This window comes from Pirellulales bacterium (assembly GCA_035533075.1).
In the GTDB taxonomy this organism is placed as follows: Bacteria; Planctomycetota; Planctomycetia; order Pirellulales; family JAICIG01; genus DASSFG01.
On the sequence record DATLUO010000259.1, the window covers coordinates 1 to 24,642 of the forward strand.

The 24,642-nt window shown below is 64.2% G+C and carries 21 protein-coding genes; 16 read left to right on the forward strand and 5 right to left on the reverse strand.

Annotated features, from left to right (window positions below):
• The first annotated feature begins 607 nt into the window (after positions 1–607).
• The 7 genes from VNH11_32345 to VNH11_32375 all read left to right on the forward strand — a co-directional run bounded on the left by VNH11_32345 (position 608) and on the right by VNH11_32375 (position 8,964).
• Positions 608–2,050, forward strand: coding sequence for an FAD-dependent oxidoreductase (locus VNH11_32345; GenBank protein ID HVA51076.1), 1,443 nt, complete (start codon positions 608–610; stop codon positions 2,048–2,050).
• 48 nt (positions 2,051–2,098) lie between these two features.
• Entirely contained in the window at positions 2,099–2,536 is a 438-nt protein-coding gene (locus VNH11_32350; protein HVA51077.1) for a 3-hydroxyacyl-ACP dehydratase FabZ family protein, read from the forward strand.
• A 143-nt stretch (positions 2,537–2,679) separates the two neighbouring features.
• Complete coding sequence (locus VNH11_32355; GenBank protein ID HVA51078.1) at positions 2,680–5,796, forward strand: DUF1553 domain-containing protein; 3,117 nt, start codon at positions 2,680–2,682, stop codon at positions 5,794–5,796.
• 357 nt (positions 5,797–6,153) lie between these two features.
• Positions 6,154–6,429 (forward strand): hypothetical protein, encoded by a 276-nt coding sequence (locus tag VNH11_32360; protein HVA51079.1) that lies wholly within the window; start codon positions 6,154–6,156, stop codon positions 6,427–6,429.
• A gap of 131 nt (positions 6,430–6,560) precedes the next feature.
• Positions 6,561–6,974: a hypothetical protein gene (locus tag VNH11_32365; GenBank protein ID HVA51080.1), complete on the forward strand. Its 414-nt coding sequence runs from the start codon at positions 6,561–6,563 to the stop codon at positions 6,972–6,974.
• The gene (locus tag VNH11_32370) at positions 6,971–7,171 is read left to right on the forward strand and encodes a hypothetical protein (protein ID HVA51081.1); all 201 of its coding nucleotides are present in this window, start codon (positions 6,971–6,973) and stop codon (positions 7,169–7,171) included. The genes VNH11_32365 and VNH11_32370 overlap by 4 nt, the downstream gene beginning before the upstream one ends.
• 350 nt (positions 7,172–7,521) lie before the next feature.
• Positions 7,522–8,964, forward strand: coding sequence for a DUF1501 domain-containing protein (locus VNH11_32375; protein HVA51082.1), 1,443 nt, complete (start codon positions 7,522–7,524; stop codon positions 8,962–8,964).
• Between the two features lie 3 nt (positions 8,965–8,967).
• On the opposite strand, the gene VNH11_32380 is transcribed toward VNH11_32375, so the two are convergent.
• Positions 8,968–9,168, reverse strand: a complete 201-nt coding sequence (locus VNH11_32380; GenBank protein ID HVA51083.1) for a hypothetical protein — start codon at positions 9,166–9,168, stop codon at positions 8,968–8,970.
• Positions 9,169–9,563: 395 nt separating this feature from the next.
• Between VNH11_32380 and VNH11_32385 the strand changes: the two genes are divergently transcribed.
• From VNH11_32385 to VNH11_32420, 8 genes are all read left to right on the forward strand, one after another.
• The gene (locus tag VNH11_32385) at positions 9,564–11,036 is read left to right on the forward strand and encodes a hypothetical protein (protein ID HVA51084.1); all 1,473 of its coding nucleotides are present in this window, start codon (positions 9,564–9,566) and stop codon (positions 11,034–11,036) included.
• A 91-nt stretch (positions 11,037–11,127) separates the two neighbouring features.
• Positions 11,128–11,886 (forward strand): sugar transferase, encoded by a 759-nt coding sequence (locus tag VNH11_32390; GenBank protein HVA51085.1) that lies wholly within the window; start codon positions 11,128–11,130, stop codon positions 11,884–11,886.
• A gap of 238 nt (positions 11,887–12,124) precedes the next feature.
• Complete coding sequence (locus VNH11_32395) at positions 12,125–13,285, forward strand: glycosyltransferase (protein HVA51086.1); 1,161 nt, start codon at positions 12,125–12,127, stop codon at positions 13,283–13,285.
• Positions 13,286–13,288: 3 nt separating this feature from the next.
• A complete protein-coding gene (locus VNH11_32400; GenBank protein HVA51087.1) occupies positions 13,289–14,086 on the forward strand; it encodes a WecB/TagA/CpsF family glycosyltransferase in 798 nt (265 codons plus the stop codon).
• A 461-nt stretch (positions 14,087–14,547) separates the two neighbouring features.
• The gene (locus tag VNH11_32405) at positions 14,548–16,788 is read left to right on the forward strand and encodes a hypothetical protein (GenBank protein HVA51088.1); all 2,241 of its coding nucleotides are present in this window, start codon (positions 14,548–14,550) and stop codon (positions 16,786–16,788) included.
• Between the two features lie 435 nt (positions 16,789–17,223).
• A complete protein-coding gene (locus tag VNH11_32410; protein ID HVA51089.1) occupies positions 17,224–18,819 on the forward strand; it encodes an efflux RND transporter periplasmic adaptor subunit in 1,596 nt (531 codons plus the stop codon).
• On the forward strand, positions 18,816–20,141 hold the full coding sequence (locus VNH11_32415) for an ABC transporter permease (protein HVA51090.1): 1,326 nt from the start codon (positions 18,816–18,818) through the stop codon (positions 20,139–20,141). Before VNH11_32410 ends, VNH11_32415 begins: the two co-directional genes overlap by 4 nt.
• Before the next feature lie 435 nt (positions 20,142–20,576).
• Positions 20,577–21,152, forward strand: a complete 576-nt coding sequence (locus VNH11_32420; GenBank protein ID HVA51091.1) for a hypothetical protein — start codon at positions 20,577–20,579, stop codon at positions 21,150–21,152.
• 12 nt (positions 21,153–21,164) lie between these two features.
• Here VNH11_32420 and VNH11_32425 read toward each other — a convergent pair whose 3' ends face one another.
• Genes VNH11_32425 through VNH11_32435 form a run of 3 tightly spaced genes read right to left on the reverse strand, consistent with a single transcriptional unit; the run spans position 21,165 to position 22,338 of the window.
• A complete protein-coding gene (locus tag VNH11_32425; GenBank protein HVA51092.1) occupies positions 21,165–21,320 on the reverse strand; it encodes a hypothetical protein in 156 nt (51 codons plus the stop codon).
• Positions 21,296–21,793, reverse strand: a complete 498-nt coding sequence (locus tag VNH11_32430; protein ID HVA51093.1) for a glycosyltransferase family 2 protein — start codon at positions 21,791–21,793, stop codon at positions 21,296–21,298. Before VNH11_32430 ends, VNH11_32425 begins: the two co-directional genes overlap by 25 nt.
• A 38-nt stretch (positions 21,794–21,831) precedes the next feature.
• A complete protein-coding gene (locus VNH11_32435) occupies positions 21,832–22,338 on the reverse strand; it encodes a hypothetical protein (GenBank protein HVA51094.1) in 507 nt (168 codons plus the stop codon).
• A 415-nt stretch (positions 22,339–22,753) separates the two neighbouring features.
• On the opposite strand from VNH11_32435, the gene VNH11_32440 reads away from it, so the two are divergent.
• Positions 22,754–24,310 carry an MFS transporter gene (locus tag VNH11_32440; protein ID HVA51095.1) on the forward strand — a complete coding sequence of 519 codons (1,557 nt, stop codon included), beginning with the start codon at positions 22,754–22,756 and terminating at the stop codon, positions 24,308–24,310.
• Position 24,311: 1 nt separating this feature from the next.
• Here the strand turns inward: VNH11_32440 and VNH11_32445 are convergent, their stop codons facing one another.
• Positions 24,312–24,536 carry a winged helix-turn-helix domain-containing protein gene (locus VNH11_32445; protein HVA51096.1) on the reverse strand — a complete coding sequence of 75 codons (225 nt, stop codon included), beginning with the start codon at positions 24,534–24,536 and terminating at the stop codon, positions 24,312–24,314.
• Positions 24,537–24,642: the final 106 nt, after the last annotated feature.

The window sequence follows — 24,642 nt, forward strand, 5'->3', positions numbered from 1 at the left end:
CTGCGCGCTCTGCTCCTGAAACGGCATCGGCGGAACCGCCAACACCTTCCGCGCACTCAGCGTTGGCCGAACGCCTACTTTACGGACTGTGGGTTCAAGAGCCTGAATGCGGCCCATGTACGTTTCGTCCAATCCATAGGAACTTTCTAACCGGAGAGCCGTATGCGGGAGAACCGCCCGTACGGTTCGGAGGGAGGGGGAGCCGAACTCAATCGGCTCTCCCCACCCCTATCGGTCGGCAAAATGCATCGCGCGACGCTTTTGCGCGCGGCAGGGGCCGAGGCGACGCACGCGCGTCGCATGGTCGCGAGGTAAACGGCTTGCCTCTCGCGGAGCGAAAGGGCTACGGTGCGCAAATGCGCCGCGCGCGACGCATTTGGCGGCGCCCACAGGTCGCAGAGCACTGGAGGCGGGGCCGCACCGATGCTGGCCCGACGCGTGAGCGAGGTGCAATACAATGACCCGCATGAGGCTTCAAAACGGTTGGCCGTCTTCCCAATTCGACCGCGGCAAGGCAAGATGTGTCGGACAGCGCGGCGTCGCCCGCGTGGCAGCCGTCGAAACGCTTGGCAGTCTTCCGTCCGCCAAAGTAGCACGAATCCGAACCATGTCGAAAGATTTTCTCAAAGACGCCCGCGATGCTTACGACGTGGTCGTGATCGGCAGCGGTCTGGCCGGTCTGACCGCGGCCAACACGCTGGCCAAAACGGGCCGCTCGGTGCTGCTGTTGGAGCAGCACTATCAGCTCGGCGGCATGGCCACCTGGTTCAAGCGCCGCGGCGGGCACATCTTCGATATTTCGCTGCACGGCTTTCCCGTCGGCATGGTCAAAAGCTGCCGCCGCTACTGGACCACCGAAATCGCCGACTCGATCGTGCAGATCAAGAACATCCGCTTCGACAACCCGATGTTCTCGCTGACCACCACCTTCAACCGCGACGACTTCACGCGGTTGTTGACCGAGCGGTTTCAGGTGCCCGGCGAGACCGTGCAGGCGTTTTTCGACACCGCCCGCGGCATGAATTTTTACGACGACCAGAGCACCACGGTGGGCGAGTTGTTTCAGCGGTTTTTTCCCGGCCGCGAAGACGTGATTCGGCTGTTGATGGAGCCGATCACCTATGCCAACGGCTCGACGCTGGAAGATCCGGCCATCAGCTACGGCATCGTGTTCTCGAATTTCATGTCGAAAGGCGTGTTCACGTTTCAAGGCGGCACCGACCGGCTGATCGGCCTGATGCGCGACGAGATGACCGCCAACGGCGTCGATGTGCGGATTCGCAGCAACGTCGAAAAGATTCACGTCGCCGGCGGACGCGTGGAGGCGGTCACCGTCAATCGCCGGCACATCAAGGCCGGCGCGGTGGTCTCCAACTCGAACTTGAAGGCCACCATCTTTCAGCTTGTCGGCGAAGAACATTTCGACCGTTCGTTCGTCGAGCAGGCCCGGGCGGTGCGCCTCAATAATTCGAGCTGCCAGGTTTATATGGCGTTGCGGGCCGGCGAAGAGCTGGACGAACGCTGCGGCGACCTGCTGTTCAGCTCCACCGCGCCGCTCTTCCGCACCGAGGCGCTGTTGAGCCGCGACATCACCAGCCGCACCTACTCATTTTATTATCCGCGGACGCGGCCCGGCAGCGACCGCTCGCTGATCGTCTCCAGCACCAACGCCAACTACGCCGATTGGGCACAGCTCAGCGAAGAAGAGTACCAAGCGAGCAAACGCGATCTCATCGAGACCACGCTCGATGCGATCGGCAAGTACGTGCCCGACATCCGCGAAAAGATCGACCACGTCGAGGCCTCGACGCCGCGGACCTTTGAGCATTACACGCGGCACTGGGGCGGGGCGAGTTTCGGCACCAAGTTCGAGGGGCTGGCCGTGAGCCGGGCCGTGCCCGAACAGATTGCCGGGCTGTATCACGCCGGCAGCGTGGGCATCATCATGTCGGGCTGGCTCGGCGCGATGAACTACGGCGTGATTGTGGCGAACGACGTAGACGGGTATTTGTTGAAGTCGGGGTATGCAGCGTCAGGCATCAGCGCGTAAGGTGGGGCGGCGCTCGCAAGCTTGCTGGCCCCACCCTACACTGGGAACATGAGCAATCCCCCAGTCCCGACCGACATCGAGTCCGCGATTCCGCACCGGCCGCCGTTTTTGTTCGTCGACGAGATCGTCGAGCGCAGTGAGAGCCGCATCGTCTGCCGCAAGACGTTCCGCGGCGACGAGTTCTTCTATCAGGGGCACTACCCGGCTTTTCCTCTGACGCCGGGCGTATTGTTGTGCGAAGCAGCCATGCAGGCCGGGGCCATTCTGCTCTCGCAACACCTGGGCGACACGAAGGGGGTGCCCGTCGCCACGCGCATCAACGACGTGCGTTTCAAGCGGATGGTGCGACCGGGCGAAACGATCGACATCGAAGTCGAACTCATCGAGCGGCTGGCCGAGGCGTTCTTTTTGAAGGCCAAGGTTTCGTGCGCCGGCAAGCTGGCCGTGCGGTTCGAGTTCGCCTGCACGATGGCCCGGCTGCCGTAAGGCGCTGCGGCGGACCTGTCGCACCCTGCGATGAACCGTAAGGTGGGGCCAACGGTTGACGCGGCCCGGTCAGAGACGAGAATAGGTTTGATGCCTCCGGAACCCCCGGCGGCCTTTTCCCGCCGCGTTCTTCCCGCCTGACGATGCCGCTACTCTTTCGATTGCTGGGCGTGTGCTGCTTCGTGCCGGCGTGGTGGGCCGCGCCGACGCAAGCCGATGACAAGCGGTCGTACGATCGCGATATCCGGCCGATTCTCAGCGACAAGTGCTTCCGCTGCCATGGTCCCGACGAAAAACAGCGGCAAGCCGAGCTGCGCCTCGACACCGCCGAGGGCGCGCGCGGCAAGCCGGAGGGGAATCGCCCCATCGTGCCGGGCCACCCTGAAGAAAGCGAGCTCTGGCGGCGGATCGCCGCGACCGACGACGACCAGCGGATGCCGCCGCCGTCGAGCGGCAAGCGCTTGTCGGCCGGCGACCGCGACAAGCTGCGGCAATGGATCGAGCAGGGAGCGGAATATGATTCGCACTGGTCGCTGCGGCCGCCGGTCAAGCCGCCGCCGCCGGCCAATCGCGATGCCCTCTGGGCGCGCACGCCCCTCGACCGCTTCGTGTTGGCCCGCCTCGATCGCGAAGGGCTTTCGCCGCGGCCCGAAGCCGATCGCCCGACGCTCATCCGCCGCTTGTCGCTCGATCTCATCGGGCTGCCGCCGTCGCCCGAAGAGGTCGAAGCCTTTCTGAGTGACACACGTCCCGATGCCTATCCGCGGCTGGTCGATCGCTTGCTCGCCTCGCCCCATTTCGGCGAGCGGTTCGCGCTCGATTGGCTCGATGCCGCCCGCTATGCCGACACCAACGGCTATTTCGTCGACAACGAGCGGCAGATGTGGCGCTGGCGCGATTGGGTGCTTTCGGCCTTCAACCAAAATCTGCCGTTCGACCAGTTCACCGTCGAGCAGCTCGCCGGCGACCTGTTGCCGCAAGCGACGCTCGAACAACAGATCGCCTCCGGCTTTCACCGCAACCACCCGGTGACTTACGAGACGGGCATTATCGACGAAGAGTATCGCGTGGAATACGTGTGCGACCGCGTCGAGACCACCGCCGCCGTGTGGCTGGGGTTGACGCTCGGTTGCGCCCGTTGCCACGACCACAAGTACGATCCGTGGTCGCAGCGCGATTTCTATCGCCTGTTCGCCTTTTTCAACAACCTGCCCGAAAAGGGAAACACCGGTCGCGACGGCAATGCCGATCCGCAGATTCCCGCGCCGCTGGCCGAACAGACCGGTCGCGTGAACGAGCTGCAAGCCACCGTTGCCGAGCGCGAAGCGACTTTCGCGCAACACGGCCAGGCCCTCGCCCAGGCCCAGGCCCGCTGGCGGCAAGATGCCGCGCAGACCCTGCCGGCTACCGCGCCGCCCTTGGGCACCATCGCCTGCGAACCGGAGCCGGCCGCGAACGTGCGCACGCGAGGGAAGGTGGAATTCGTTCCCGGCATCCGCGGGCAGGCCGCGTCGCTCGACGGCGATTCTTGGCTGGAGTTCGACGCGCCGCTGGCGCCGGAGCGCGACCGGCCTTTCGCCGCGGCGGCGTGGTTCTTGGCCCATGCCGAGCCGGCCGCGATTCTCTGCCGCTTCGAAGACCGCGACGACCTGCGCGGCTTCAACGTGATGGTCGAGAAGTCGATGCTCGTGGTGCAGTTGATGCACCGCAACGAGGGCGAGAGCATTTTGCTCACGTCGCACGAGACTGTGCCGTTGCGCCGCTGGCATCACGTTGCCGTGAGCTACGATGGCGGCGGGCGTGCCCGCGGAGTGGCGGTCTATCTCGACGGGCGGCCGCTCGACATGAAGGTCGTATACGACACGCTCGACGGCCCGATCGCCGTCGAAAGGCCCTGGCGCCTCGGCCGGCGCAGCGAAGGCTACGGGCTGAAAGGCCTCGTTGACGAGGCGCGGCTCTACGATCGCGCCTTGACCGCCGAAGAGGCGGTCGCGCTGTTTACGGCCGAGCGTTTGAAGTACCTGCTCGACGCGCCCGACGACAAACGCACGCCGCAAGAGTCGGAAGAATTGCGTGACTATTTTCTGACGCACGCGGCCGGCGAACCGCTGCGCGGCGATTACCGCCGATTGGTCGAGGCGCGTCGCAAGCTGGCCGCCTTCAAGGCGAACGTGCCGACGGCGATGGTGATGCGCGAGCTGGAGCAGCCGCGCGAGACCTTCGTGCTGGCCCGCGGCCAGTACGATCGGCCGCAAGAGCGCGTCGAAGCGGGCGTGCCCGCGGCGCTGCCGCCGCTGCCTGCGGATGCCAAAGCCGATCGGCTGGCGCTTGCCCGTTGGCTGGTCGACCGCCGCCATCCACTCACGGCGCGCGTCATCGTCAACCGGTTCTGGCATCATTATTTTGGCCGGGGGCTGGTGTGTACGCTCAACGATTTCGGCTCGCAGGGCGCCCCCCCCTCGCATCCGGAGCTGCTCGATTGGCTGGCCGTGGAGCTCATGGAATCGGGCTGGGACGTCAAGGCCCTCGGGCGGCTGATTGTGACCAGCGCCGTCTATCGGCAAACTTCCGACGCGCCGCCGGAGTTGATCGCCCGCGATCCCGAAAACCGCTTGCTGGCGCGCGGGCCGCGGTTTCGCTTGCCGGCAGAATTGGTCCGCGATCAGGCGTTGGCGGCCGCCGGCCTACTGGCGCGTGAAATCGGCGGGCCGAGCGTCAAACCGTATCAGCCCGAAGGACTATGGGAAGCGGTTTCGTACGGCGGCGAGCAATCGTACCAGCAGGACCACGGGGCCGGTTTGTACCGTCGCGGGCTATATACGTTTTGGAAACGTCAATCGCCGCCGCCGGCGCTGTTGGCGTTCGATGCTCCGACGCGCGAGACATGCGTGGTGCGCCGTTCGCGGACCAACACTCCGCTGCAAGCGTTGGTCGTGCTGAACGACCCCACCTACGTCGAAGCCGCGCGGAAGCTGGCCGAACGGGTGTTGAAGCGGGACCGCCAGACCGACGACGACCGGCTGGATGGCATGTTCTTGACGGTCGTCAGTCGGCCGCCCGACGCCGCGGAGCATGCCGAACTGGCTCAGCTCCTCGTGCGGCAGCTTGCAAAGTACCGCGGCGGTCCGCGACAGGCTGAGGCGTTGCTTTCCGTCGGCGAATCGCCCGCCGACGGCTCGCTGGATCCGGCGCAACTCGCCGCCTGGACGATCGTCGCCCACGCGATCTTGAACCTGGACGAGACGCTCTGCAAGAACTAGCGCTCCGTCAGTCGTCCCTTGAGGGATGGCGCGAAATGCATCGTAGGGTGGGAGCAGCGAGCTTGCGAGCGCCGGCCCACCGATGGCCGGCGTCCTCCGTGGTGGGCCGGCGCTCGCAAGATCGCTGGTCCCACCCTACACTCACCCCGAAACAGTCAATCGACGGCTGACAGAGCACTGGCGCGTGGAGCTCGGGTGGGTCGTCGATTCTCGTCGACACACATGCGGTGCCGGCCGCGAAAAAAATCGCGATGGGGTATTGACCGCCATCTGATTATAAGTACACTGATTTACTAGAGACAACTGTGTTTGTAGATAGTTGTTAATCACAGTATCAATTGTATAAGGAGAGACTAAATGAACACATCCCTGACAGTCCGTGAAAACCGCAAGTTGGAGCGCGAGACGGCCCTGGCGCAATTGGCGGAGGTGGCCAACCGCGCCCACGACGGGGTGCTGAAGGCCGCGCGAGAGGCGGTCATGCGGGCCCTGGAGGCGGGCCGGGCGCTCGTCGAAGCCAAAGAGATCTGTCCCAAGGGCACCTGGACCGCTTGGTTGGCCGGCAACTTTGGCGGTTCGTTCGTCGACCGCCCACGACTACATGCGCGTGGCCACCTATGTGGCGGCATTTGATGCAAAGTGAACTTTCCTGTCCCCGGATTGCTGAGTTGGAACGGTAATCTTTATGGACGGTCAGTGGGCGGCTGACTCTGCCTGCGCTATTTCACGCTCGTCTGACTTGTCATTCTCGTTGGGAGTTCGGAGTGGATACTGACAACTTTGCCCAACTGATCGCACCGGTTAAGAAGCGGATGTTCGAGACGGTCTGGCGGGTTCTGCGTCACACGCAGGACACCGAGGACGCTCTGCAAAACGCCCTGACGACCGTTTGGCGGCAGCGAGCGCGAATTGCACGCCATTCTGCTCCGGAGGCGCTGATCCTGAAGATCTGTGCCGACGCCGCGATCGATCAATTCCGCCGCTGCCGACGCCGCCGCGACAAACATGATATTTCCGCGGTCGAGGCATGTCTCTGTTCTGCTCGACCGTCACCGATTGACGACGCGATTGGGCATGAAACGCTGGAAATCATTATTGGATCGCTCCCGAGCGAGACTATCTGGTGCTCAGGCAGGAAACGCACTTTTCGCGGAATCAGGCAGCCTGGGACAATGTGACCCAGATCATCGACAAAGTTCAGCAGTCGCCGGGCGGCCGCTGGTACGCAACCGAAGTTCGCCTTGGCAGAATTGAAAAACACGGCGACGACCTGCCTGCGGAAGAGATAATCGTGAATCCGAATCAGCCGCATACGGGGATGGAAATCGGACCGGTCACGACCACGTTGCTTCGGTACTTCGTGGAGTTCGATTGAGGGCGGCCGCCCCCCGCGCGTGTCCGGCCGGCAAGGAACTTTGTCGCGCGGGAGCCGCACCAACAGGGCAAACCAGCCGCTCGCTCGCACGGCACGACTCATTGACTCTGCTATACTTCACGCGGTCGAGAATGAGACATTGGGCGGTGGCTGGGGCAGAGCCTGGCCAGGTCGAGGCTGGCACTTCGTTCATCTGGGCGGCCAGGCGATGCCCCGGTGCGTCCAACCGGGGCATCGCTTGGCCCCCACGCCGTTGAAGGGCGCCCGCCGCTATCGGGCCAAGCTCTGCCCCAGCCACCGCATTTGGAAAAATGTCTCATTCTCGGCCGCGTGAAGTATATAATCGAGGAATGTTTGCCGCCAGTTCTCTCGATACTGTTCCCCAACCGATGCTCGCGCGCCGGCAGCTCTTAGGCCGATCGGCGTGCAGCCTGGGGGCGGTCGCGCTGGCGGAACTATTGGGCGTTCGGGCAACGGCCGAAGACGGCGGCCGCCGCAGCGCCGCACGGGCCCGCTGCGTCATCTACCTGTTCATGCACGGCGGCCCGTCGCACGTCGACCTGTTCGATTATAAGCCCGAACTGACCAAGTGGCACGGCAGCGAATTGCCGCCTTCGGTCCGCGGCACGCAGCGCCTGACGGGCATGACGTCGAATCAAAAGTCGCTGCCGCTGGTCGCCTCGCCCTTCGCATTCCGGCAACAGGGCGAGTGCGGCGCCTGGATCAGCGAACTGCTGCCGCAGTTGGGTCGGCAGAGCGACCGGCTCTGCATGATCAAGTCGCTCAACACCGAAGCCATCAACCACGACCCGGCGGTCACGTATCTGCAAACTGGCCATCAGCAACCGGGCAGACCGAGCCTGGGCGCCTGGCTGAGTTACGGACTGGGCGGCGAGGCGGACGATTTGCCGGCCTTCGTCGTGCTCTTGTCGCGCGGCAGTGCCGCCCGGCCCGACGATCCGCTCTATGCGCGATTATGGGGGTCGGCCTTTCTGCCCTCGAACCATCAAGGCGTGGCCTTCCGCTCGACGGGCGACCCGGTGCTCTATTTGTCGAACCCGCCCGGCGTCGACGGCGCCACGCGGCGGGCGATGCTCGATGCGGTGCGGACTCTCAACGAACACCGGCAATCGCAGGCCGGCGATCCGGAGATTGCCGCTCGCGTCGCCCAGTATGAAATGGCCTATCGCATGCAGGCCTCGGTGCCGGAATTGACCGACTTGGCGCGCGAACCGGAATCGACGTTCCGCTTATACGGCGACGACGCGCGGCGGCCGGGCAGCTACGCCGCCAACTGTCTCTTGGCCCGGCGGCTGGTGGAACGCGGCGTGCGCTTCGTGCAGCTTTATCATCGCGGCTGGGACCAGCATTACAACCTGCCCGGCGACTTGCGGCTGCAATGCCGCGACGTCGATCGGCCCACGGCCGCCTTGCTGAGCGACCTGGCCGCGCGCGGATTGCTCGACGACACGTTGGTTGTCTTCGGCGGCGAGTTCGGCCGCACGGTTTACTGTCAGGGCGAGCTGCGGCCGACGAATTTCGGCCGCGATCATCACGGCCGCTGTTTCACGATGTGGCTGGCCGGCGGCGGCGTTCGGCCGGGCATCACCTATGGCCAAACCGACGACTACGGTTACAACGTGGTTGAAAACGGCGTTCACGTTCACGACCTCAACGCCACGATTCTGCACTCGCTGGGCCTCGACCACACGCGGCTCACCTATCGGTTTCAAGGCCGAGATTTCCGCCTGACCGATGTGCATGGCGAGGTGGTCACGGGCATTCTGGCCTGAACGTCAGCCGACGGCGGTTTGCTGCTCGCGGAAACGCTCTTCCCAATAACCGTATTGCGGATCGCCGCAACGGAACGAGAAGACGGCGTCGGGCAAGCGGTTGCCGCGCAACCGGCGCGAGCTGATGCGCACGAGCAAGGCACCATCGCTGCGGCGCTCCACGCGCCAAATATCACAGTCGAGAAGTTCCCCTGGGGGCGGCATACGGCGGGCTAAGGGCGGGTTGGGCAGGAGGGCGGGCGTGTGGTCCCGTAACGTGTATTCTTGCGAATTCTTAGTCCCAATTCTAGCCCGAAAAGCGCGCCAACGTCGCCGCTGCCGGGCTTTTGCCAGGAACTACCCGCACACGGTCGCCTGCCGCTCGCCCAGCGTTGCCAAATGGCAACAATCCGGTGGCGGCCGTCAACATGCCGTTCGACGCGAACAGGACCCTGCTGGGCGGCGACAGGGACGGTGACGGCGACGTAACCACCAGTTCGCCAACAGGATGCGGCAATCTCAATGGCTCAATCGCCCTGGCGCACCCTTTATCGGGCGCGTGGCTTGCTTGAAGGAAATGACACGTTTCCTGATCCACGACAACCGCGAGCAATTCCCTTATGGCCCACGCCGCCCATCTCTCCGCCACCGGCAACCTGCTCATCTTCGTTCTCGCCCATCGCCGGCGCTGGCTGCCGCCGGCGGCGGGCGTGGCATTTTTGGCCCTCGTGTTCGCGGCCGTCCGCCAAGATACCTGGGAAGCCTCTCAGAGCTTGGTGGTCCGCAACGAAGCCGCCGGCAATCTGGCCGAGCCGGGCCGGTTTCGCGCCGACGAAATGAAAACCACGCAGGAAACGATTCTCGAATTGGCGAGAAGCCGGGCGGTGCTGCGGCAGGCCCTGTTGGACGTCGGACCCGCCGCGAGCACCCACGCAAGCGGCACCTGGCCGACCGATCAGGACGTGACTCAGCTTGTCGAATCGATCAAGCTCGTGCCGCCCAAGGGCGCCGAGTTCGGCAAGACCGAAGTTCTCTATCTCAAGATCCGCGATCACGGCCGGCAACGGGCATTGGCACTCGTCACGGCGGTGTCGAAGCACCTCCAGGGCCGCTTTCAGCAGCTTCGCGATGCCAAAGCGCAGGGCATGATCGACGAGTTGGCCAAAGCCGTCTCGATGGCCCAAGGCGAAATGGCGACCGCCACCGATAAATTGGCCGCGCTCGAACAGTCGGTCGGCAGCGACCTGGCCGAGCTTCGCATTCTGCATGAATCGTCGTCGGGCGACAGCGATCTGCGGCGCAAATCGCTGGAGCTCGAAACCGAGCTGCGTCAGGCCCAGCTCGTCGAACGGACCCACCAGAGTTTGTTCGACCTGCTGCAGGCCGCCCGCGTCGATCAAGGCCGCCTGTTGGCCATGCCCAGCAGCCTGCTCGAATCGCAGCCCTCGCTGAAGCGGCTGAAGGAAGGACTGGTCGATGCCCAGCTCAAAACGGCCGATCTTTCCGGCAGCATGAGCGACGAACACCCCTTGGTGCGGGCGGCGTCCGAGTCGGAGGCCGAGATCAGCCGCCAGCTTCACCAGGAACTGGAAATCGCCTGCCGCGCCGTTCAGGTCGACCTGCGATTGGCCAACGAACGGGCGAAAATCCTCGCGGAACAGCTTGCCGACACGCGGTCGCGGTTGGCCAAGCTGGGAAGCCTGCGGGCGGCCTACTCGAACCTGATCGTGGATGTCGAGCAGCGAAACGCACTGTTGGCCACGGCACAGCGGGAACTGTCGGAAGCCCGCAGCAGCCAGGCCGGCGCCCATAGCTCCAGCCTGATCTATACCATCGACGAGCCCGACACGGGCAGCAAGCCCGTCGGACCCGGCAGGCTGACCATCGCCGCGACCGGCGTCGTGGCCGCCTTGCTGGTCGGCGCCGCCGTGCTGTTCCTGGCCATTCCGCCGGTCTCCAAGCCCGCTGTCGAACTGCCGCCGGTTTACCAGACCGCGGTCGTGCCGTCGCCGATGGTCGGTACGTCGCGTGGTGTGGCGGCCGGCGTTTCGGTCCGCAAAGCACTGAAGAAGGCCATGCAGCCAACAGTGTAGGGTGGGACCAGCGAACTTGCGAGCGCCGGCCCACCAGGGGTTCAGGGTTCAGGGTTCAGGGTTCAGAATTCAGCCACCAAGAGGAAACCACGTGTCTTTCAAATACAACCGCCGCAACGACGACCGCACGCCCACTGGCCGCTTCATTCCGAGTGCCAGCGCGCTCTTTGCGGGGCGATTTGGGCCGGTACGGCCTCGGGCAAGCCAGACAATACGCCTGCACGACGGCATCATCGCCGAAGGGAACGAGTCGCCGCTCTATCTCGCCGCGAAGCGTGCCTTCGATGTGCTGGGGGCGATCGCGTTCTTGCTGCTGTTCGCGCCGATTATGCTGACGACGCTTCTCGTGCTGACGATGACGACCAAGGGCCGGCCGTTTTTCGCGCAACAGCGCGTCGGTCTCTGCGGTCGGCGGTTCCGGATGTTCAAGTTCCGCACGATGGTACTCGACGCCGCCCAGAAGCAACACCTGGTGGCGAATGAAAAAGACGGCCCGGTGTTCAAGAACCGCCGCGATCCGCGCATAACGCGCATCGGCGGCTTCTTGCGATCGACGAGCATCGACGAAATGCCGCAACTGGTCAACGTGCTGCTGGGACAGATGTCGCTGGTCGGCCCTCGTCCGCCCGTGCCGGCGGAGGTGGCCAAGTATGAGCCGTGGCAGCTTCGCCGGCTGGCGGTCAAACCGGGCCTGACCTGTCTCTGGCAGGTCAGCGGCCGCTGCGAGATCGGCTTCGACGACTGGGTGCGGATGGATCTGTGGTACTTGCGGAACCAGGGCCTGACGACCGATCTGACCTTGCTGGCAAAAACTCCGCTAAGCGTCCTCAGCCGGCGCGGAGCCTACTAGTGACGTAGGCTTGCAATGGGAACGGCCGCCGCAGGCCGTAGGTGGGACCGGCGAGCTTGCGAGCGCCGGCCCACCGATTTGAGGCGTCAGGTTTGAGGCGTCAGCCGTCAGGATGCTTGTCGTGACCTGATGCCTGACGCCTGACGCCTGATGCCTGTCGATGGTGGGCCGGCGCTCGCAAGCTCGCTGGTCCCACCCTACCGCCTTCGCCAAAGTCGCTTCGCATTCCTGGATCGGCATGTCCACAACGTCACTATTGGTCGATTTCCTTGTCCCGCTCAGTGCGCCGCCGGTCTTGGCCAAAGTGCTGCATGTCGTCAACGGCGAGCACTTTGCCGGAGCGGAACGCGTGCAAGACCTGCTGGCGCTAAACCTTCCTCAGCACGGCTTCGAAGTCGGCTTTGCCGCCCTCAAGAGCCGGCGCTTCAAAGCGCTTCGCCAATCGCAACAGGCGCCGTTCATTGAATTGGCGATGCGCTCGCGCTTCGATCTGCTGCCGGCAAAGCGGCTGGCCGCCGTCATCCGCGACGAACAGTATGCCTTGGTCCACACCCACACGCCGCGGACGGCGTTCATCGGCGGCCTGGGCGCGGCCTGGTGCGGCGTGCCGGTAGTCCATCACCTGCACAGCCCGACGACGCGCGATACGACGCACCGCCTTCGCAACTGGGTCAACGCCGCGACGGAGCGGTTCAGCCTGACGCACGTCGATGCGGTGGTGGCGGTGAGTCAAAGTCTTTCCCGCTATGCGCGGCGGACCGGCATCGCGCCCGAAAAAACGTTCGTCGTTCCCAACGGCGTGCCGTCTCGCGCCGCCGCTGCCCCGCGCCGCCGGCCGAGGGGCATTTGGACGCTTGCCAGCGTGGCCCTGTTTCGCCCGCGAAAGGGAACGGAGGTGTTGCTGCACGCCTTGGCATTGTTGAAAGCGGCGCGCCTGCCCGTGCGGCTGTGCGCAATCGGCACGTTCGAGAGCGGCGCCTATGAACAAGAAGTGAAGTCTCTTGCGTGCCAAGTCGGCGTGGCAGAGATGGTCGAATGGCGGGGTTTCTCGGCGAACGTCAACGATGAGCTCGACCGTGCCGATCTGTTTGTCTTGCCCAGCCTGTTTGGCGAAGGGATGCCGATGGTGGTGATCGAGGCCCTGGCCGCCGGATTGCCGGTGATCGGTACCAACATCGAGGGCGTGCCGGAAGTCGTGCGCGACGGGCTGGAAGGGCTGATCGTTCCGCCCGCGGACGCACGAGCTTTGGCTGGGGCGATCGAACGCTTTGTCACCGGTCGCGTCGACTGGACGGCGATGGCGGCCAACGCCCAACGGCGGCAAGTCGAGCGTTTTTCGCAGCAGGCGATGGCGGCGGGCGTCGCCGAGATCTATCGCCGAGTTCTGGGATGGGAATGACCGATGCTGCTGGGCGAAGCCATCCTCGACACCCCGGCCGCTGAGGCTCAGGTCCGCATGTTCGGCATCACCATCGATGCGCTGCGGATGGACCAGGCGGTGGCGCGGCTGCTGGTGTGGATTCAATCACCGCTTGACCGCTGCCGCTATGTCGTGACGCCCAACGTCGATCACGTGGTCCTCTATCAAGGCTGCGGCGAACTGCGGCAAGCTTACGCCGAGGCGGACATGGTGCTGGCCGATGGGGCGCCGGTGGTGGCGGCCTCGCGGTTGGTCGGGCGGGCGTTGCCCGAACGTGTGGCCGGCAGCGACCTCGTGCCGCGGCTGTTTGATGAGGCGGTCTGGCAGCGGAGGAACTTGCACGTTTTTCTGCTGGGCGGAGCGCCGGGCGTGGGCCGGCGCGCGGCGGAACGAATCGCGTCGAGTTGGCCGGGCATCGAAGTCGTGGGCGTGGCCGCCCCGCCGATCGGTTTCGACCGCGACGCGGCGCTGAACGCCCGGCTCCTTGAGCAGATCAACGCCAGCCGCGCCGACGTGTTGCTGATCGGTCTGGGAGCGCCGAAACAGGAGTTCTGGATTCACCGTTATCATCGGCAGCTCGACGTGCCGGTGGCGCTTTGCGTGGGCGCCACGATCGACTTTCTGGCGGGCGAGCGGCGTCGCGCTCCTCGCTGGATGCGCCGCACGGGCCTGGAATGGTTGTTCCGCATGCTCAGCGAGCCGCGCCGCCTGGGCCGCCGCTACGCTCGCGACGCCTGCCAGTTTCCGCGGCTCGTGTGGCGCGAATGGCGCCGCGGCTGAAGGCCTCGCGTGGAGTGGGCTGGTCCCACCCTACGTGACCGACGCTAGAATGACCGGATGGACGAGAACCCGTACCGAGCGCCGATGGAGAACGCGGCAAAGCCAGACAGGCGACGCCGGTTTCCTGCAAGAGTCTGGCTCGTGGCCGCCGCTACCGCCGTCAACCTGGCTATATGTGGCGGCTGGATGATCTATGCTGCGAGGACGCCTCAGGGGCTCACGTCGTGGGGGACTCTGGGGCCGACAATGATGGTCGCGATAACCTTCTTTAGCCTTGCAGTCACGATCTGGAGAAATCGACCATTGGCCGACTAGCCCCAGCACCACACTGTTAGGACACTACCCTTTTCCCCACCTGCTTGCCTTCGCCATAAGCGATCGTCTAAGCTGATGCGAACGTCAGAGCGGCCTGCCAAACTCCACAACGGCGAACGGCAAGCGCGTCTCCGGAGGCCTCGACTATGGCAAACCAGCCTGCGTCACCGTCTGCTTCTCCGCAGGGGACCCTTCCTTTCACCGGCCGCACCGTAACCGACAGCTTCGTTGTCGTTGCCTTTCTCGTCGGCACCACGGCGTATATCTGGGCATATCTGGCCACGGTCTTGCCCGAATTGAGAGGCGAAATCAGCCGGGCGGAGTTGCTCCGCTTCCGCGTGTTGTTGCCGGAGCAAGCCGCGGCCTGCTGGTTCGGGCACAGCCCTTCCTTCGCGGCGATCGACCGGTTGCCCGTGCTGGCACTGGCCGCCGCCATCGTCGCCTTCGGCTGGCTGATCGGCCGACGGTTGCTCGCCGCATTGTTCGGGCGTGCCAAGAAGGAATCTGCGCGGCAGTCGGAGGCTGGCACATTCACGGCGCTGGAGCGGTTCATCTTTTCCTGCGGCGTGGGGTTGAATGTGCTTTCGCTGTATGTTTTGGCCGTGGGCTTGATGGGCGGATTAACGCGATGGTCTTTCATTCTTCCCGCGGTGGCAATCGCGGGCGTTTCGGCCTGGATCGCCTGGCGTCGACCCGCCGTCGAGGCGTCGCACCGCCCCGTGCCGCCGCGCGACGAAGGCATCGATGCTCGGTGGCTGTGGCTGGCGGTGCCATTCGCGACCGTGATCTTCTTGGGCGGCATGCTTCCGCCGCTGGACTTTGACGTCCGCGAGTATCACCTGGAGGCGCCCAAGGAGTTCTTTCAACAAGGCGCAGTCCGCTTCTTGCCGCATAACGTTTATGGCAACATGCCGCTGGGAAGCGAGATGTTCAGCCTGCTCGCCATGGTGCTGGTCGACGACTGGTGGCTCGGCGCGCTCGTCGGCAAGACCGTCATCGCCGCGTTTGCGCCACTCGCGGCCCTGGCGCTCGTCGCGGCCGGCCGGCGTTTCGCTTCGCCGGGGGCGGGCACCGTCGCCGCAGTGCTCTATCTCTCGGTGCCCTGGGTCTCGGTGGTGTCAACCAGCGGGCTGGTCGAAGGGGTGCTGGCCTTTTACTTGTTGCTGTCGGTTTACGCGGTTCTGCTCTGGCGGCAGAGAGAACGGAGTTTGGCAGTCGCCGCGGAAGGTCCGCCCAGCGCCGCGCGAAAATGGGACGCCGGCGACGGGCAACTCGTGCTCGCGGGTTTTTGCTCGGGTGCGGCCGTGTCGTGCAAGTACCCGGCGATGATCTTTGTGGCGCTACCGCTGGGCCTGTTTATCGCCTGCACGTCTCCAAGGCGTCCGGCAAGGCCCCTGGCCGTGTTCGTGTTGGCGTTGCTGGCCGGTTGCGGGCTGTGGTTTGCCAAGAATTGGGCATGCACTGGCAATCCCGTCTATCCGCTGCTTTACGACTGGCTGGGCGGGGCGACGCGCACGCCCGACAACAATGCGCGGTGGCTGCAAGCGCATCTGCCGCATCAATTCACCTGGTCGTCCTTGATCGGCAGCTTGAGCTTGGTGGTGTTGAAGAGCTCCTGGCTCAGCCCCATCATGGTCCCTTTCGCGGTGTTGGGCTTGCTGGTCCGCCGCTACCGTCGGTTGACGCTGACCTTGGCGGGTTATTTCGTCTACATGATCGCGACGTGGTGGCTATTTACGCACCGCATCGACCGCTTTTGGGTACCGGTGCTGCCGGTGTTGGCCTTGCTGGCAGGAGTGGGGGCCGTCTGGTCCACCTCGCTCGCCTGGCGCCGGACGGTGCTGAGCGTGCTTGTCATTGGGCTTTCGATCAGTTTTGTTTACGACACGGCCCAGGAGCTCACGTACAACGCCTATTTTGTCAGCCTGTCGGACGCGCGGCACGACTTCCGCCGAGTGAACGAATTTCACTCGATCCTGAACGAGCACGTGCCGCCGGGCTGCACGGTGTTGTCGGTCGGCGAGGCGCAGGTGTTCGACATCGCCGTGCCCGTGCTCTACAACACCGCCTTCGACCAGAGCGTGCTGGCGACGATCTGCGAAGGACGGAAGCCGCAAGAAATCGACACGGAGTTGACGCGCCGTGGGATCTCGCACATTTACGTGAACTGGTCCGAAATCTTCCGCTATCGCCAGCCGGGCAATTACGGCGGAATGCCCGAATTCATCACCCCCGACTGGTTCGCCAGGTTGGTGGACCACGGCGTTTTGGAGACTCCCTGGACGAACCCGCTGCTTCCCTATCAGGAGATCTATCCGGTGACGGCGGTGTGTGCCGTGGCCCGGCGCGGCCTGGAACCACAGGTCACCACGGTCAAGGCGGAGTAGGCCGGAGGAGGTGCCAGTCAAGTCGCCCGTTATACTTCTCGCGGCCGAGAATGAGGCGTTTTGCCACGAGGAAAAGCGGTGGCTGGGGCAGAGCTTGGCCAAATAGCGGCTGGCGCCTTCTACAGCGTGACGGCCAAGCGATGCCCCGGTGCGTCGAACCGGGGCATCGCCTGGCCGCCGAGATGAACGGAGTGCCAGCCTCCACTTGGCCAGGCTCTGCCCCAGCCACCGCCGACGTCTCATTCTCGGCCGCGTGCAGTATAGCGAGTTGTCGGCCCTGTTGGATCCGGCCACCCCGCGGGCCGATTATCTTTGCACGCCGTGGCGGGCGACGTACAATCAAAACCAGGGTGCGAAGCGCGCCGCCGGCGGGTTTCGGCTTCCAGTCGCACTCCGCCGCCTGCGGCGAACGGTGTTATCTCGAGAGATGCTGTGATGGCCCCGATCAAACACGTGCAGTCGAAGCCAGCAACGCGTGAGCGCGCTCGCCGGGGCCCGGCGCTGATCGTTGCGGCTGCCGTGACGGTTGTCGCCGTCGGGGGATGGTTGATTCGCGGCGCGCTGGGGCCGGCCTCCCACGCCGAGCTGATCGTCGAGCGCGCCAAAATCGGCGCCTTCGTTCACGACGTTGTGGAGCGCGGCGAAGTCGAGAGTTCCGCCAACGTGAACGTCGTTTGCGAAGTGCAGTCGCAGAACTCCGAGGGGGTGCGGATTATCGAAATCGTACCCGAGGGATCGCTCGTCAAAGCGGGCGACTTCCTCGTGAAACTGGACGACGCCTTGCTCCGCACCGAACGGGCCAAGCAGGTCATCGCAGTCAACACCAGCGAGGCCGCGTTGGCCAAGGCCCAGAACGACCTGGACGCGTTTCGCATCGCCGAGCAGGAATTTGAGATGGGCACCTTCAAGCAGGAAGAAGCGAAACTCGAAAGCGAGCTGTTCTTGGCGAAGGAAAACTCCAACCGCGCCGACGCTTCGTTGATCTACAGCAAGCGGATGTGGTCGCGCGGCTACATCAACCGCGTCAAGGTGGAGTCCGACGAGTTCGCCGTCGACCGCTACCGGAAGGAACTCGAGGTGGCCGAAATCAAGCTCGACGTGCTCCGCAACTACACCAAGGCCAAGACCATGAAGAAGCACGAAACCGATATCAAAACGGCCGAGGCCGCGGTCAACTCCGAAGGGGCCAAGCATCAGGTCGAACTGGAGAAATTGGCCCAGATCGAAGGGCAGCTTGAAAAGTGCCTGATCAAGGCGCCCATCGATGGGCAGGTCGTCTATGCCGAAATGGAACGCTGGCGGTCCAATGGCGACGACGCGATCCGTCCGGGAACGCGCATCCGCGAGCAGCAGGTCATCATCCGCCTGCCCGACCCAAAAAAGATGCAGGTCAAGGCCCGCATCAGCGAGGCGCGGGTCGATCGCGTCAAGGCCGACATGATGGTGAAGATCGATCTCGACGCCCTGCCGGGCCTCGAGTTGCAGGGCCGGGTGAAAAAGGTCAATCCGTATCCGAGCAACGACAACTGGTTCAATTCCAACGTCAAGGAATACGCCACCTTCATCGAGATTCTCAACCCGCCCCAGGCCCTGCGGCCAGGCATGTCGGCGCACGTGGCCATCCGCGTCGAGACCAAGGCCGATGTGTTGCAGGTGCCGGTGCAGGCGGTGGTGGAGCGCGGCAAGAAGTTCTATTGCCTGGTGCGCGGTCCACGGGCGAAGCTTGCCGCGCGTGAGGTACTGATCGGTTCGAGCAACGACAAATTCCTGGTGGTCCGCGAGGGGCTGGCCGAAGGCCAAGAGGTGGTGATGAACCCGCGGGCGCATCTGCAGGACGTCGGACTGCCGGCGGTCGACGCCGACGCGCCCAAAGTCGCCTCGCACGACAAGCCGACCGCGACCGGCGGGCCTCCGCAATCGGCCGCCGGAGCGGACGCCAATGCCGCCGCCAGGCCCGTCGCCAAGGCGACGGCAAAGCCGGCAACCGAGGCCGGCTCTTCGCAGTCTGCCGCATCAGGACCGGGCGGATGAACGTCTTCTGGCTGCGCACCTGGTCGTTAGGGGTCAAGAACCTGCTCTTGCACCCCTTGCGGTCGCTGCTCACTGTGGTGGGCATGTTCATCGGCGTGGCCAGCGTGATCTGGCTGTTGGCCATCGGCAACGGCATCAGCGTCGCCGTGCAGAAACAGATCGAGGGGTTGGGCGCCGAGAACATCATTGTTCGCTCGATCAAACCGCCCAGCGAGACGCTGGCCGGCCGCGACGGCCCGGTGCCCTACGGCCTGACGCGCGACGACTTCGCCCGGCTGAGCGAAACGATCCCCACCGTCGATCGTGCCGTCCCCGTCCGCGAGTTGCGTCGCGAATTTCGTTACGTCGATCGGCTGATCGACGGGCGGCTGGTCGGCTGCACCCCCGAGTATGTCGAGGCAACCAAGCTCGACGTCGAGCGGGGCCGCTTTCTGAGCGACGCCGACTTGCAAGACCACGCCAATGTTTGCGTACTGGCCGCGGGCACGGCCACCCGACTCTTTCCGTTTGAGGATCCCTTGGGTCGCTCGATCAAGGTCGAGAAGGACTACTACGTGGTGATCGGCGTAACCGAAGACCGCGCTCCTTCGGCCGGCATCGGCGGCTCGCTCGACTCGCAGGATTATTCCCACGACGTCTATATTCCCATCAGCGCGCTTTGGCTGCGGATCGGCGATCTGGTGATCACGATGCGCAATGCGTCGTTCGAGGGAGAAATCGTCCAGCTCAGCCAGATCACCTTGCAGGTCGACGAGGTCGAGCACGTGCTGCTCACCGCCGAGATCGTCAAGAACACGCTGGCCGACTACCATCAGGCGCCCGACTATGGAGTGACGGTGCCGCTGGAATTGCTGGAACAGGCCAAGACCACGCAGTTGATGTTCATTCTGTTTTTGGGCCTGATCGCGGCGATCTCGCTCTTGGTGGGCGGCATCGGCATCATGAACATCATGTTGGCCACCGTGACCGAGCGGACGCGAGAGATCGGCATCCGCCGCGCGCTGGGCGCCAAGCAGAGCGACATCGCCCGGCAATTCCTGATGGAAACGGTGGTGTTGTCGGTGGTGGGGGGCATCACGGGCATCGTGGGGGGTCTGACGTGCAAACCGGCGACGCGGCTGTTGCGTCGCGCCCTGGTCGAGTTGTTTCCCAGTGCCATGCGCAACCTGCCCGACGTGGTGCGCGAGCTGGAGCCGGCCGTGGTGAACTGGTCGATTCCACTGGCGTTTGGCATCGCGGTGGCGGTCGGGATCGTCTTTGGACTTTACCCGGCCCGTCGGGCCGCGGCGCTCGACCCGATCGAAGCGCTGCGCCACGAATGAGCGCGGGCGAAGATAGTGGGAGAGCGGATGAATCAGGGTGGTTCGGTGCGCTATTCAAGTCATTTGGGGTGCGCGGTATTCCGCAGTCGGCGCTGCTGGACCGGCAGGGAAGGGTCGTCTATTTGGGCAACCTGACCGAGGCCATCACGCGGTTGGATCAGGTGCTTCAAGAGTCACCCTAGTCGCGGCCGTAGCCCGCTTGCTCCGCAAGCGGAACGGTGTATGATGACCGAAAATCGCAGCCATCTCGCCTGGATCTCGCCTGCGAACGGCAGATCCGCCCGCCGGGCAACGCCGATCCGCTTGCGGAGCAAGCGGGCTACGGAGGACAATCGCGCCCACTTTCCAGCGATGGGCTCGTCCGCTACGATCAAACGCAATTCACCTCGAAGCAGTACGGCCAACCAACTCCGCGGCCCAGCCGCAAAAAGAATCATGGGCAACTTCTACGTGAACCATACGTTGCGAGGCCCCAGTCAGCAGGCGGTCGGCGAAGCCTTGCTCGGCCGCTCGGCCGTCGTCACGCCGATGCGCGATGGCTGCGTCGTCGTCTTCGATGAGCAGTCGGACGACCAGGACCCGGACGCCATCTCCCGCCTGGGCGAGCGTCTGTCGCGCCAGTTCGATTGTCCGGTCCTGGCCGTGCTCAACCACGACGACGACATCCTCTGGTATCAACTCTACGTGGGTGGCGAACTGATCGACGAATACAATTCCTGCCCGGACTATTTCGAAGCCGACGAGTCTTTCGATGGCGACGAGCCTGGCGGGCCGTCGGGGGGCGACGCCGAAAAGCTCTGCCGCGCATTCGGCGCGGGCAACGTTGCGGCCGTCGAAAAAGTGCTTCGCAGCTCGGGCGACGACAGCTACGTGTTCGCGGTCGAACGACACCAGGACCTGGTTCAGGCTCTGGGAATTCCGTCGTTTGGCGTGGGCGCCGGCTATCGAAATATCATGAATGGCGAGTCGCCCGACGGTCTCGCTGCGAAAGACCTGCTGAAGGTTACGTGAGCGGTCGCAGCCTTACTGGCCGACCAGAATCAGCCGCTTGCCGTCGGGCGTCCAGCAGGGATCTTCGTTGTGCGTTTGCGGGTTCTGTCCGCGCACCCGTTCCGGCGGAGCGAGGGTGTTCGGATCGAGTTCAAACAACTGCGTCACGCGGCGCGGCCCGTGCGGCATGCAGAACACCAGTCGGCTCGTGCGGCATGCAGAACACCAGTCGGCTCTCGTAAGGGTGCCAGGCGAACTTGGGAGACAGGTTCGTGCCGGAATAGCGGACTCGAATTCGTCGCTCGGCTCCGCCGGCATCGACCAAGACCAACTGCTCCTGCCCCTGCAGACTGATGCCCTTGAAGCAGATCTGCTTGCTGTCGGGTGACCAGCAGCCAACACACGTACTCGCCTCGCGCCGCCGACATCCCCAGCACCGTGGACTCGACCCAATTACCCGAGTGCCGCCGTTCGATCACGGTCATCCGCAGCCGCCGCGCGTAGGCCGCAAGCATCGCCGGCGTGGCGTCGGTCGAGCCGTCGTCGACCGCAATCACTTCGATCGTGCCGTCGTCTTGCCGGGCAACGCTTTCCAGAGCCTGGTCGACGAAGCCCGCGCGATTGAAGGTCGGCATGATGACGGAAAGCCACGGGCGTGTCATGACTCAATCGCTGATGCTCGAGAAATTCCGGAAGCATTTCATTCTGCCGCGTCCTCCGGCAAAAAAATGCCGTGTCGCGTGGCCGTGTACGGAGCGTCGACCGGATAACCTTTTGGCTTCGCCGCTACGTCGATCGACTTCCCGTCAAATTGAGCGAAGAGAGCCGCCGACGTAAGGCGGAAGGTGCCAAACGACCACTGCTTATCTGAGCATTCCAGCAGCAACCCCATCTCCGGATTTGTGCCATTGGCGAAGACGCCCAGTCGCCAGAGAGTCGCATCGACAACGCCCTTGAGTCCTTCGCCGGCTTCGCGGCTCTGGTCGTGGTATCGCAACAACGCATGGTCGGAAAACTTCAGTGCCGATTCGTCTTCGATTTCCGACGAACTCACTTGGAAATCGTCGATCGCGCCACGCATGATCTCCAACCGCCGGGCGGCGCGCTTCTCGGCCTTGGATGGCTGCGTTTCGTCGTCGGCGCCGAGCGCCGGCAAAAACGAATAGGTTGTCACGGTCCACACAATCAAACCGAGCATTTTTCTCATTTGGCGGCTTCCTCATTTTTTCGACGATCGAATATTGTTAGGTTGTCGCAGGTCGCATCACGGCCGCTTTCTCCGGGAGCGGGCCGGGCTGAGGACGGCTCGACTTATCGCTGGCTAGGCCGCGTCCGCCAATTGCCAACACAGCCGCGATTGCCAGCAGATATTGATCGGCCATCGACATCCGCGTGCGAGGTTGGCTTTACACTCGTCCGATCCGCAGCCGCGATCGTAAGACATTCCGTCTTTGCCGTCAAGCAGGCGGCGGTCGCCCGCCAAATAGGGCAGATAGCGTACGATCCTTGATTTCGCGGTGCGAACCAGGAATGATCAGAGGCTCGCACACGTGCGGCTCGCAGCGACCGTCGCTGCCGTCCACGACGTTGCGCAACCCGCGTCATCAGCTCAGAGATTCGATATGACATCACCCTCCGAAACGTCAAACAAACTCACCCGCGGGCATTGGCTCGTGCTGGCCGCGGCGCTCTTGGGCTGGATGTTCGACGGCGTCGAGCAGGGACTTTTTCCCTTGGTAGGCCGTCCGGCGATCGCCGACCTGTTTGGTTACGGCGACCAGCCGCTGCCGGAACAAGAGGAGCAGATCGCGCACTGGTTCGGATATATCATTGCCGCGTATCTGGTGGGAGCGGCCACCGGCGGAGTTCTTTTCGGCTGGCTTGGCGACCGCGTCGGACGAGTGCGGGCCATGACGCTGAGCGTGTTTACCTACGCGATTTTCACCGGGCTGTGCGGAGTGGCCCAGTCGGCCTGGCAGGTGTTCGCCCTGCGGTTCATCGCCTCGCTCGGCATGGGAGGCGAATGGGCGCTGGGCGTGTCGCTGGTCATGGAGGTCTGGCCGAACCAATCGCGCGCGCTGATGGCCGGCCTGATCGGCGCGGCTTCCAACGTCGGCTACTTGATTGATGGCCTGGTGGGCCAGAGAGCAATCAAGAATCTGCCCGCCATCAACGCCTGGCTCGTCAACGCAGGCTTGGGGGCCGAATGGGCCGATGCGCTCACCGCGCACAAAGGCTGGCGGCTGATGATGCTGGCCGGCACCGCCCCGGCGCTGTTGACCCTGCTGATCCGGCTTTTCGTGCCCGAATCGGAACGCTGGCAACAGGAGCGCGGCCGCGGCGGCACGGCACATTGGGCCACCAAAGACCTGCTCGGCGTGTTGCTCGGTTCGCTCGGCCCGGGGCTGATGATTCTCTGTTGGGCCAACGATTATCCGTTGTCTGTCTGCATCGCCGCCACTTTGGGCGGCGTCGCCGTGGCGATCGTCGGATACAGCTATCCGGTCGTCCGTTATTTGCAACGCGAAGCGGCCTTCAGCGGCCGGGCGGCAGCGGAGGCGAAACAGACCCTCGGCCGAATGCTGTTGGCGGCGGCGCTGGCCGGCACGGCGCTGTTGGGCACCTGGGCCTCGGCGCAATGGGCGGCGGCGTGGGCCGATAAGATGACCGGTCAACTCGCGGGGGCGAAGGAACTGACGCAGATGTGGTCGGCCATTGGCGCCATCGTCGGCACCATTGGCGCCGCACTCATCGGTGGCTGGCTGGGCAGGCGGCTCACCTACTCGCTGCTTTGCCTGAGCTCGATCGCCTCTCTCATCTGGTTCTACCAGTTCAATCCGGTCTTCAATTGGCGATTCCTGTTCGGCGGTTTTCTCGTCGGCGTCTGCACGGCGTCGTTTTATGGTTGGCTGCCGCTTTACTTGCCGGAGCTTTTCCGCACCGGCGTGCGAGCGACCTGCCAAGGCTTTGGCTTTAATTTTGGGCGCATCCTGGCGGCGGTCGGCACCTTGCAAACGGCCAATCTCATGAAGCAGTTCGAGGCGGACACCAGCCTTTTCGGCGTCACCTTGACCGGCGGCTATCCCCTGGCCTGCACTTCGATGAGCGTGATCTACCTGGTCGGCCTGACACTGATCTGGTTCGCGCCTGAGACGCGCGGCAAGCCGCTGCCGGAATAGTTCACTCGCGCAGCGACACGGTGCGGCCGCGCGATTCGCCGTCGATGGCGATCTTGTCTTCGCGGGCCAGCCAGCCCAGGGCCAGCATCACCAAATCACGCGGTTCGCCGCTCTGTTTGACGACCTGGGCCATGCTCAGCGGTCCTCGTTCGTCGAGCAGTCGCCAAATCACGCCCGCCGTCTCTCCGATCTGCTGAAAATCGCAAACAACACTCACTGTTGCCATAACGCAACTCCTAGCACATAAAATGCGCGGCCGGCGGCCCGGCCTTGGCACAGCACCGACAAAAACGGCCGGGCCCCATGCACAAGAATATAGCCCGAAAGGCGAA

Bases quoted from the DNA above. Each gene is read 5' to 3' on its own strand.
- VNH11_32345 (HVA51076.1), top strand. From the start codon at position 608: ATGTCGAAAGATTTTCTCAAAGACGCCCGCGATGCTTACGACGTGGTC.
- VNH11_32350 (HVA51077.1), top strand. From the start codon at position 2,099: ATGAGCAATCCCCCAGTCCCGACCGACATCGAGTCCGCGATTCCGCAC.
- VNH11_32355 (HVA51078.1), top strand. From the start codon at position 2,680: ATGCCGCTACTCTTTCGATTGCTGGGCGTGTGCTGCTTCGTGCCGGCG.
- VNH11_32360 (HVA51079.1), top strand. From the start codon at position 6,154: ATGAACACATCCCTGACAGTCCGTGAAAACCGCAAGTTGGAGCGCGAG.
- VNH11_32375 (HVA51082.1), top strand. From the start codon at position 7,522: ATGTTTGCCGCCAGTTCTCTCGATACTGTTCCCCAACCGATGCTCGCG.
- VNH11_32380 (HVA51083.1), bottom strand. From the start codon at position 9,168: ATGCCGCCCCCAGGGGAACTTCTCGACTGTGATATTTGGCGCGTGGAG.
- VNH11_32385 (HVA51084.1), top strand. From the start codon at position 9,564: ATGGCCCACGCCGCCCATCTCTCCGCCACCGGCAACCTGCTCATCTTC.
- VNH11_32395 (HVA51086.1), top strand. From the start codon at position 12,125: ATGTCCACAACGTCACTATTGGTCGATTTCCTTGTCCCGCTCAGTGCG.
- VNH11_32400 (HVA51087.1), top strand. From the start codon at position 13,289: ATGCTGCTGGGCGAAGCCATCCTCGACACCCCGGCCGCTGAGGCTCAG.
- VNH11_32405 (HVA51088.1), top strand. From the start codon at position 14,548: ATGGCAAACCAGCCTGCGTCACCGTCTGCTTCTCCGCAGGGGACCCTT.
- VNH11_32410 (HVA51089.1), top strand. From the start codon at position 17,224: ATGGCCCCGATCAAACACGTGCAGTCGAAGCCAGCAACGCGTGAGCGC.
- VNH11_32415 (HVA51090.1), top strand. From the start codon at position 18,816: ATGAACGTCTTCTGGCTGCGCACCTGGTCGTTAGGGGTCAAGAACCTG.
- VNH11_32420 (HVA51091.1), top strand. From the start codon at position 20,577: ATGGGCAACTTCTACGTGAACCATACGTTGCGAGGCCCCAGTCAGCAG.
- VNH11_32425 (HVA51092.1), bottom strand. From the start codon at position 21,320: ATGCCGCACGGGCCGCGCCGCGTGACGCAGTTGTTTGAACTCGATCCG.
- VNH11_32430 (HVA51093.1), bottom strand. From the start codon at position 21,793: ATGACACGCCCGTGGCTTTCCGTCATCATGCCGACCTTCAATCGCGCG.
- VNH11_32435 (HVA51094.1), bottom strand. From the start codon at position 22,338: ATGAGAAAAATGCTCGGTTTGATTGTGTGGACCGTGACAACCTATTCG.
- VNH11_32440 (HVA51095.1), top strand. From the start codon at position 22,754: ATGACATCACCCTCCGAAACGTCAAACAAACTCACCCGCGGGCATTGG.
- VNH11_32445 (HVA51096.1), bottom strand. From the start codon at position 24,536: ATGGCAACAGTGAGTGTTGTTTGCGATTTTCAGCAGATCGGAGAGACG.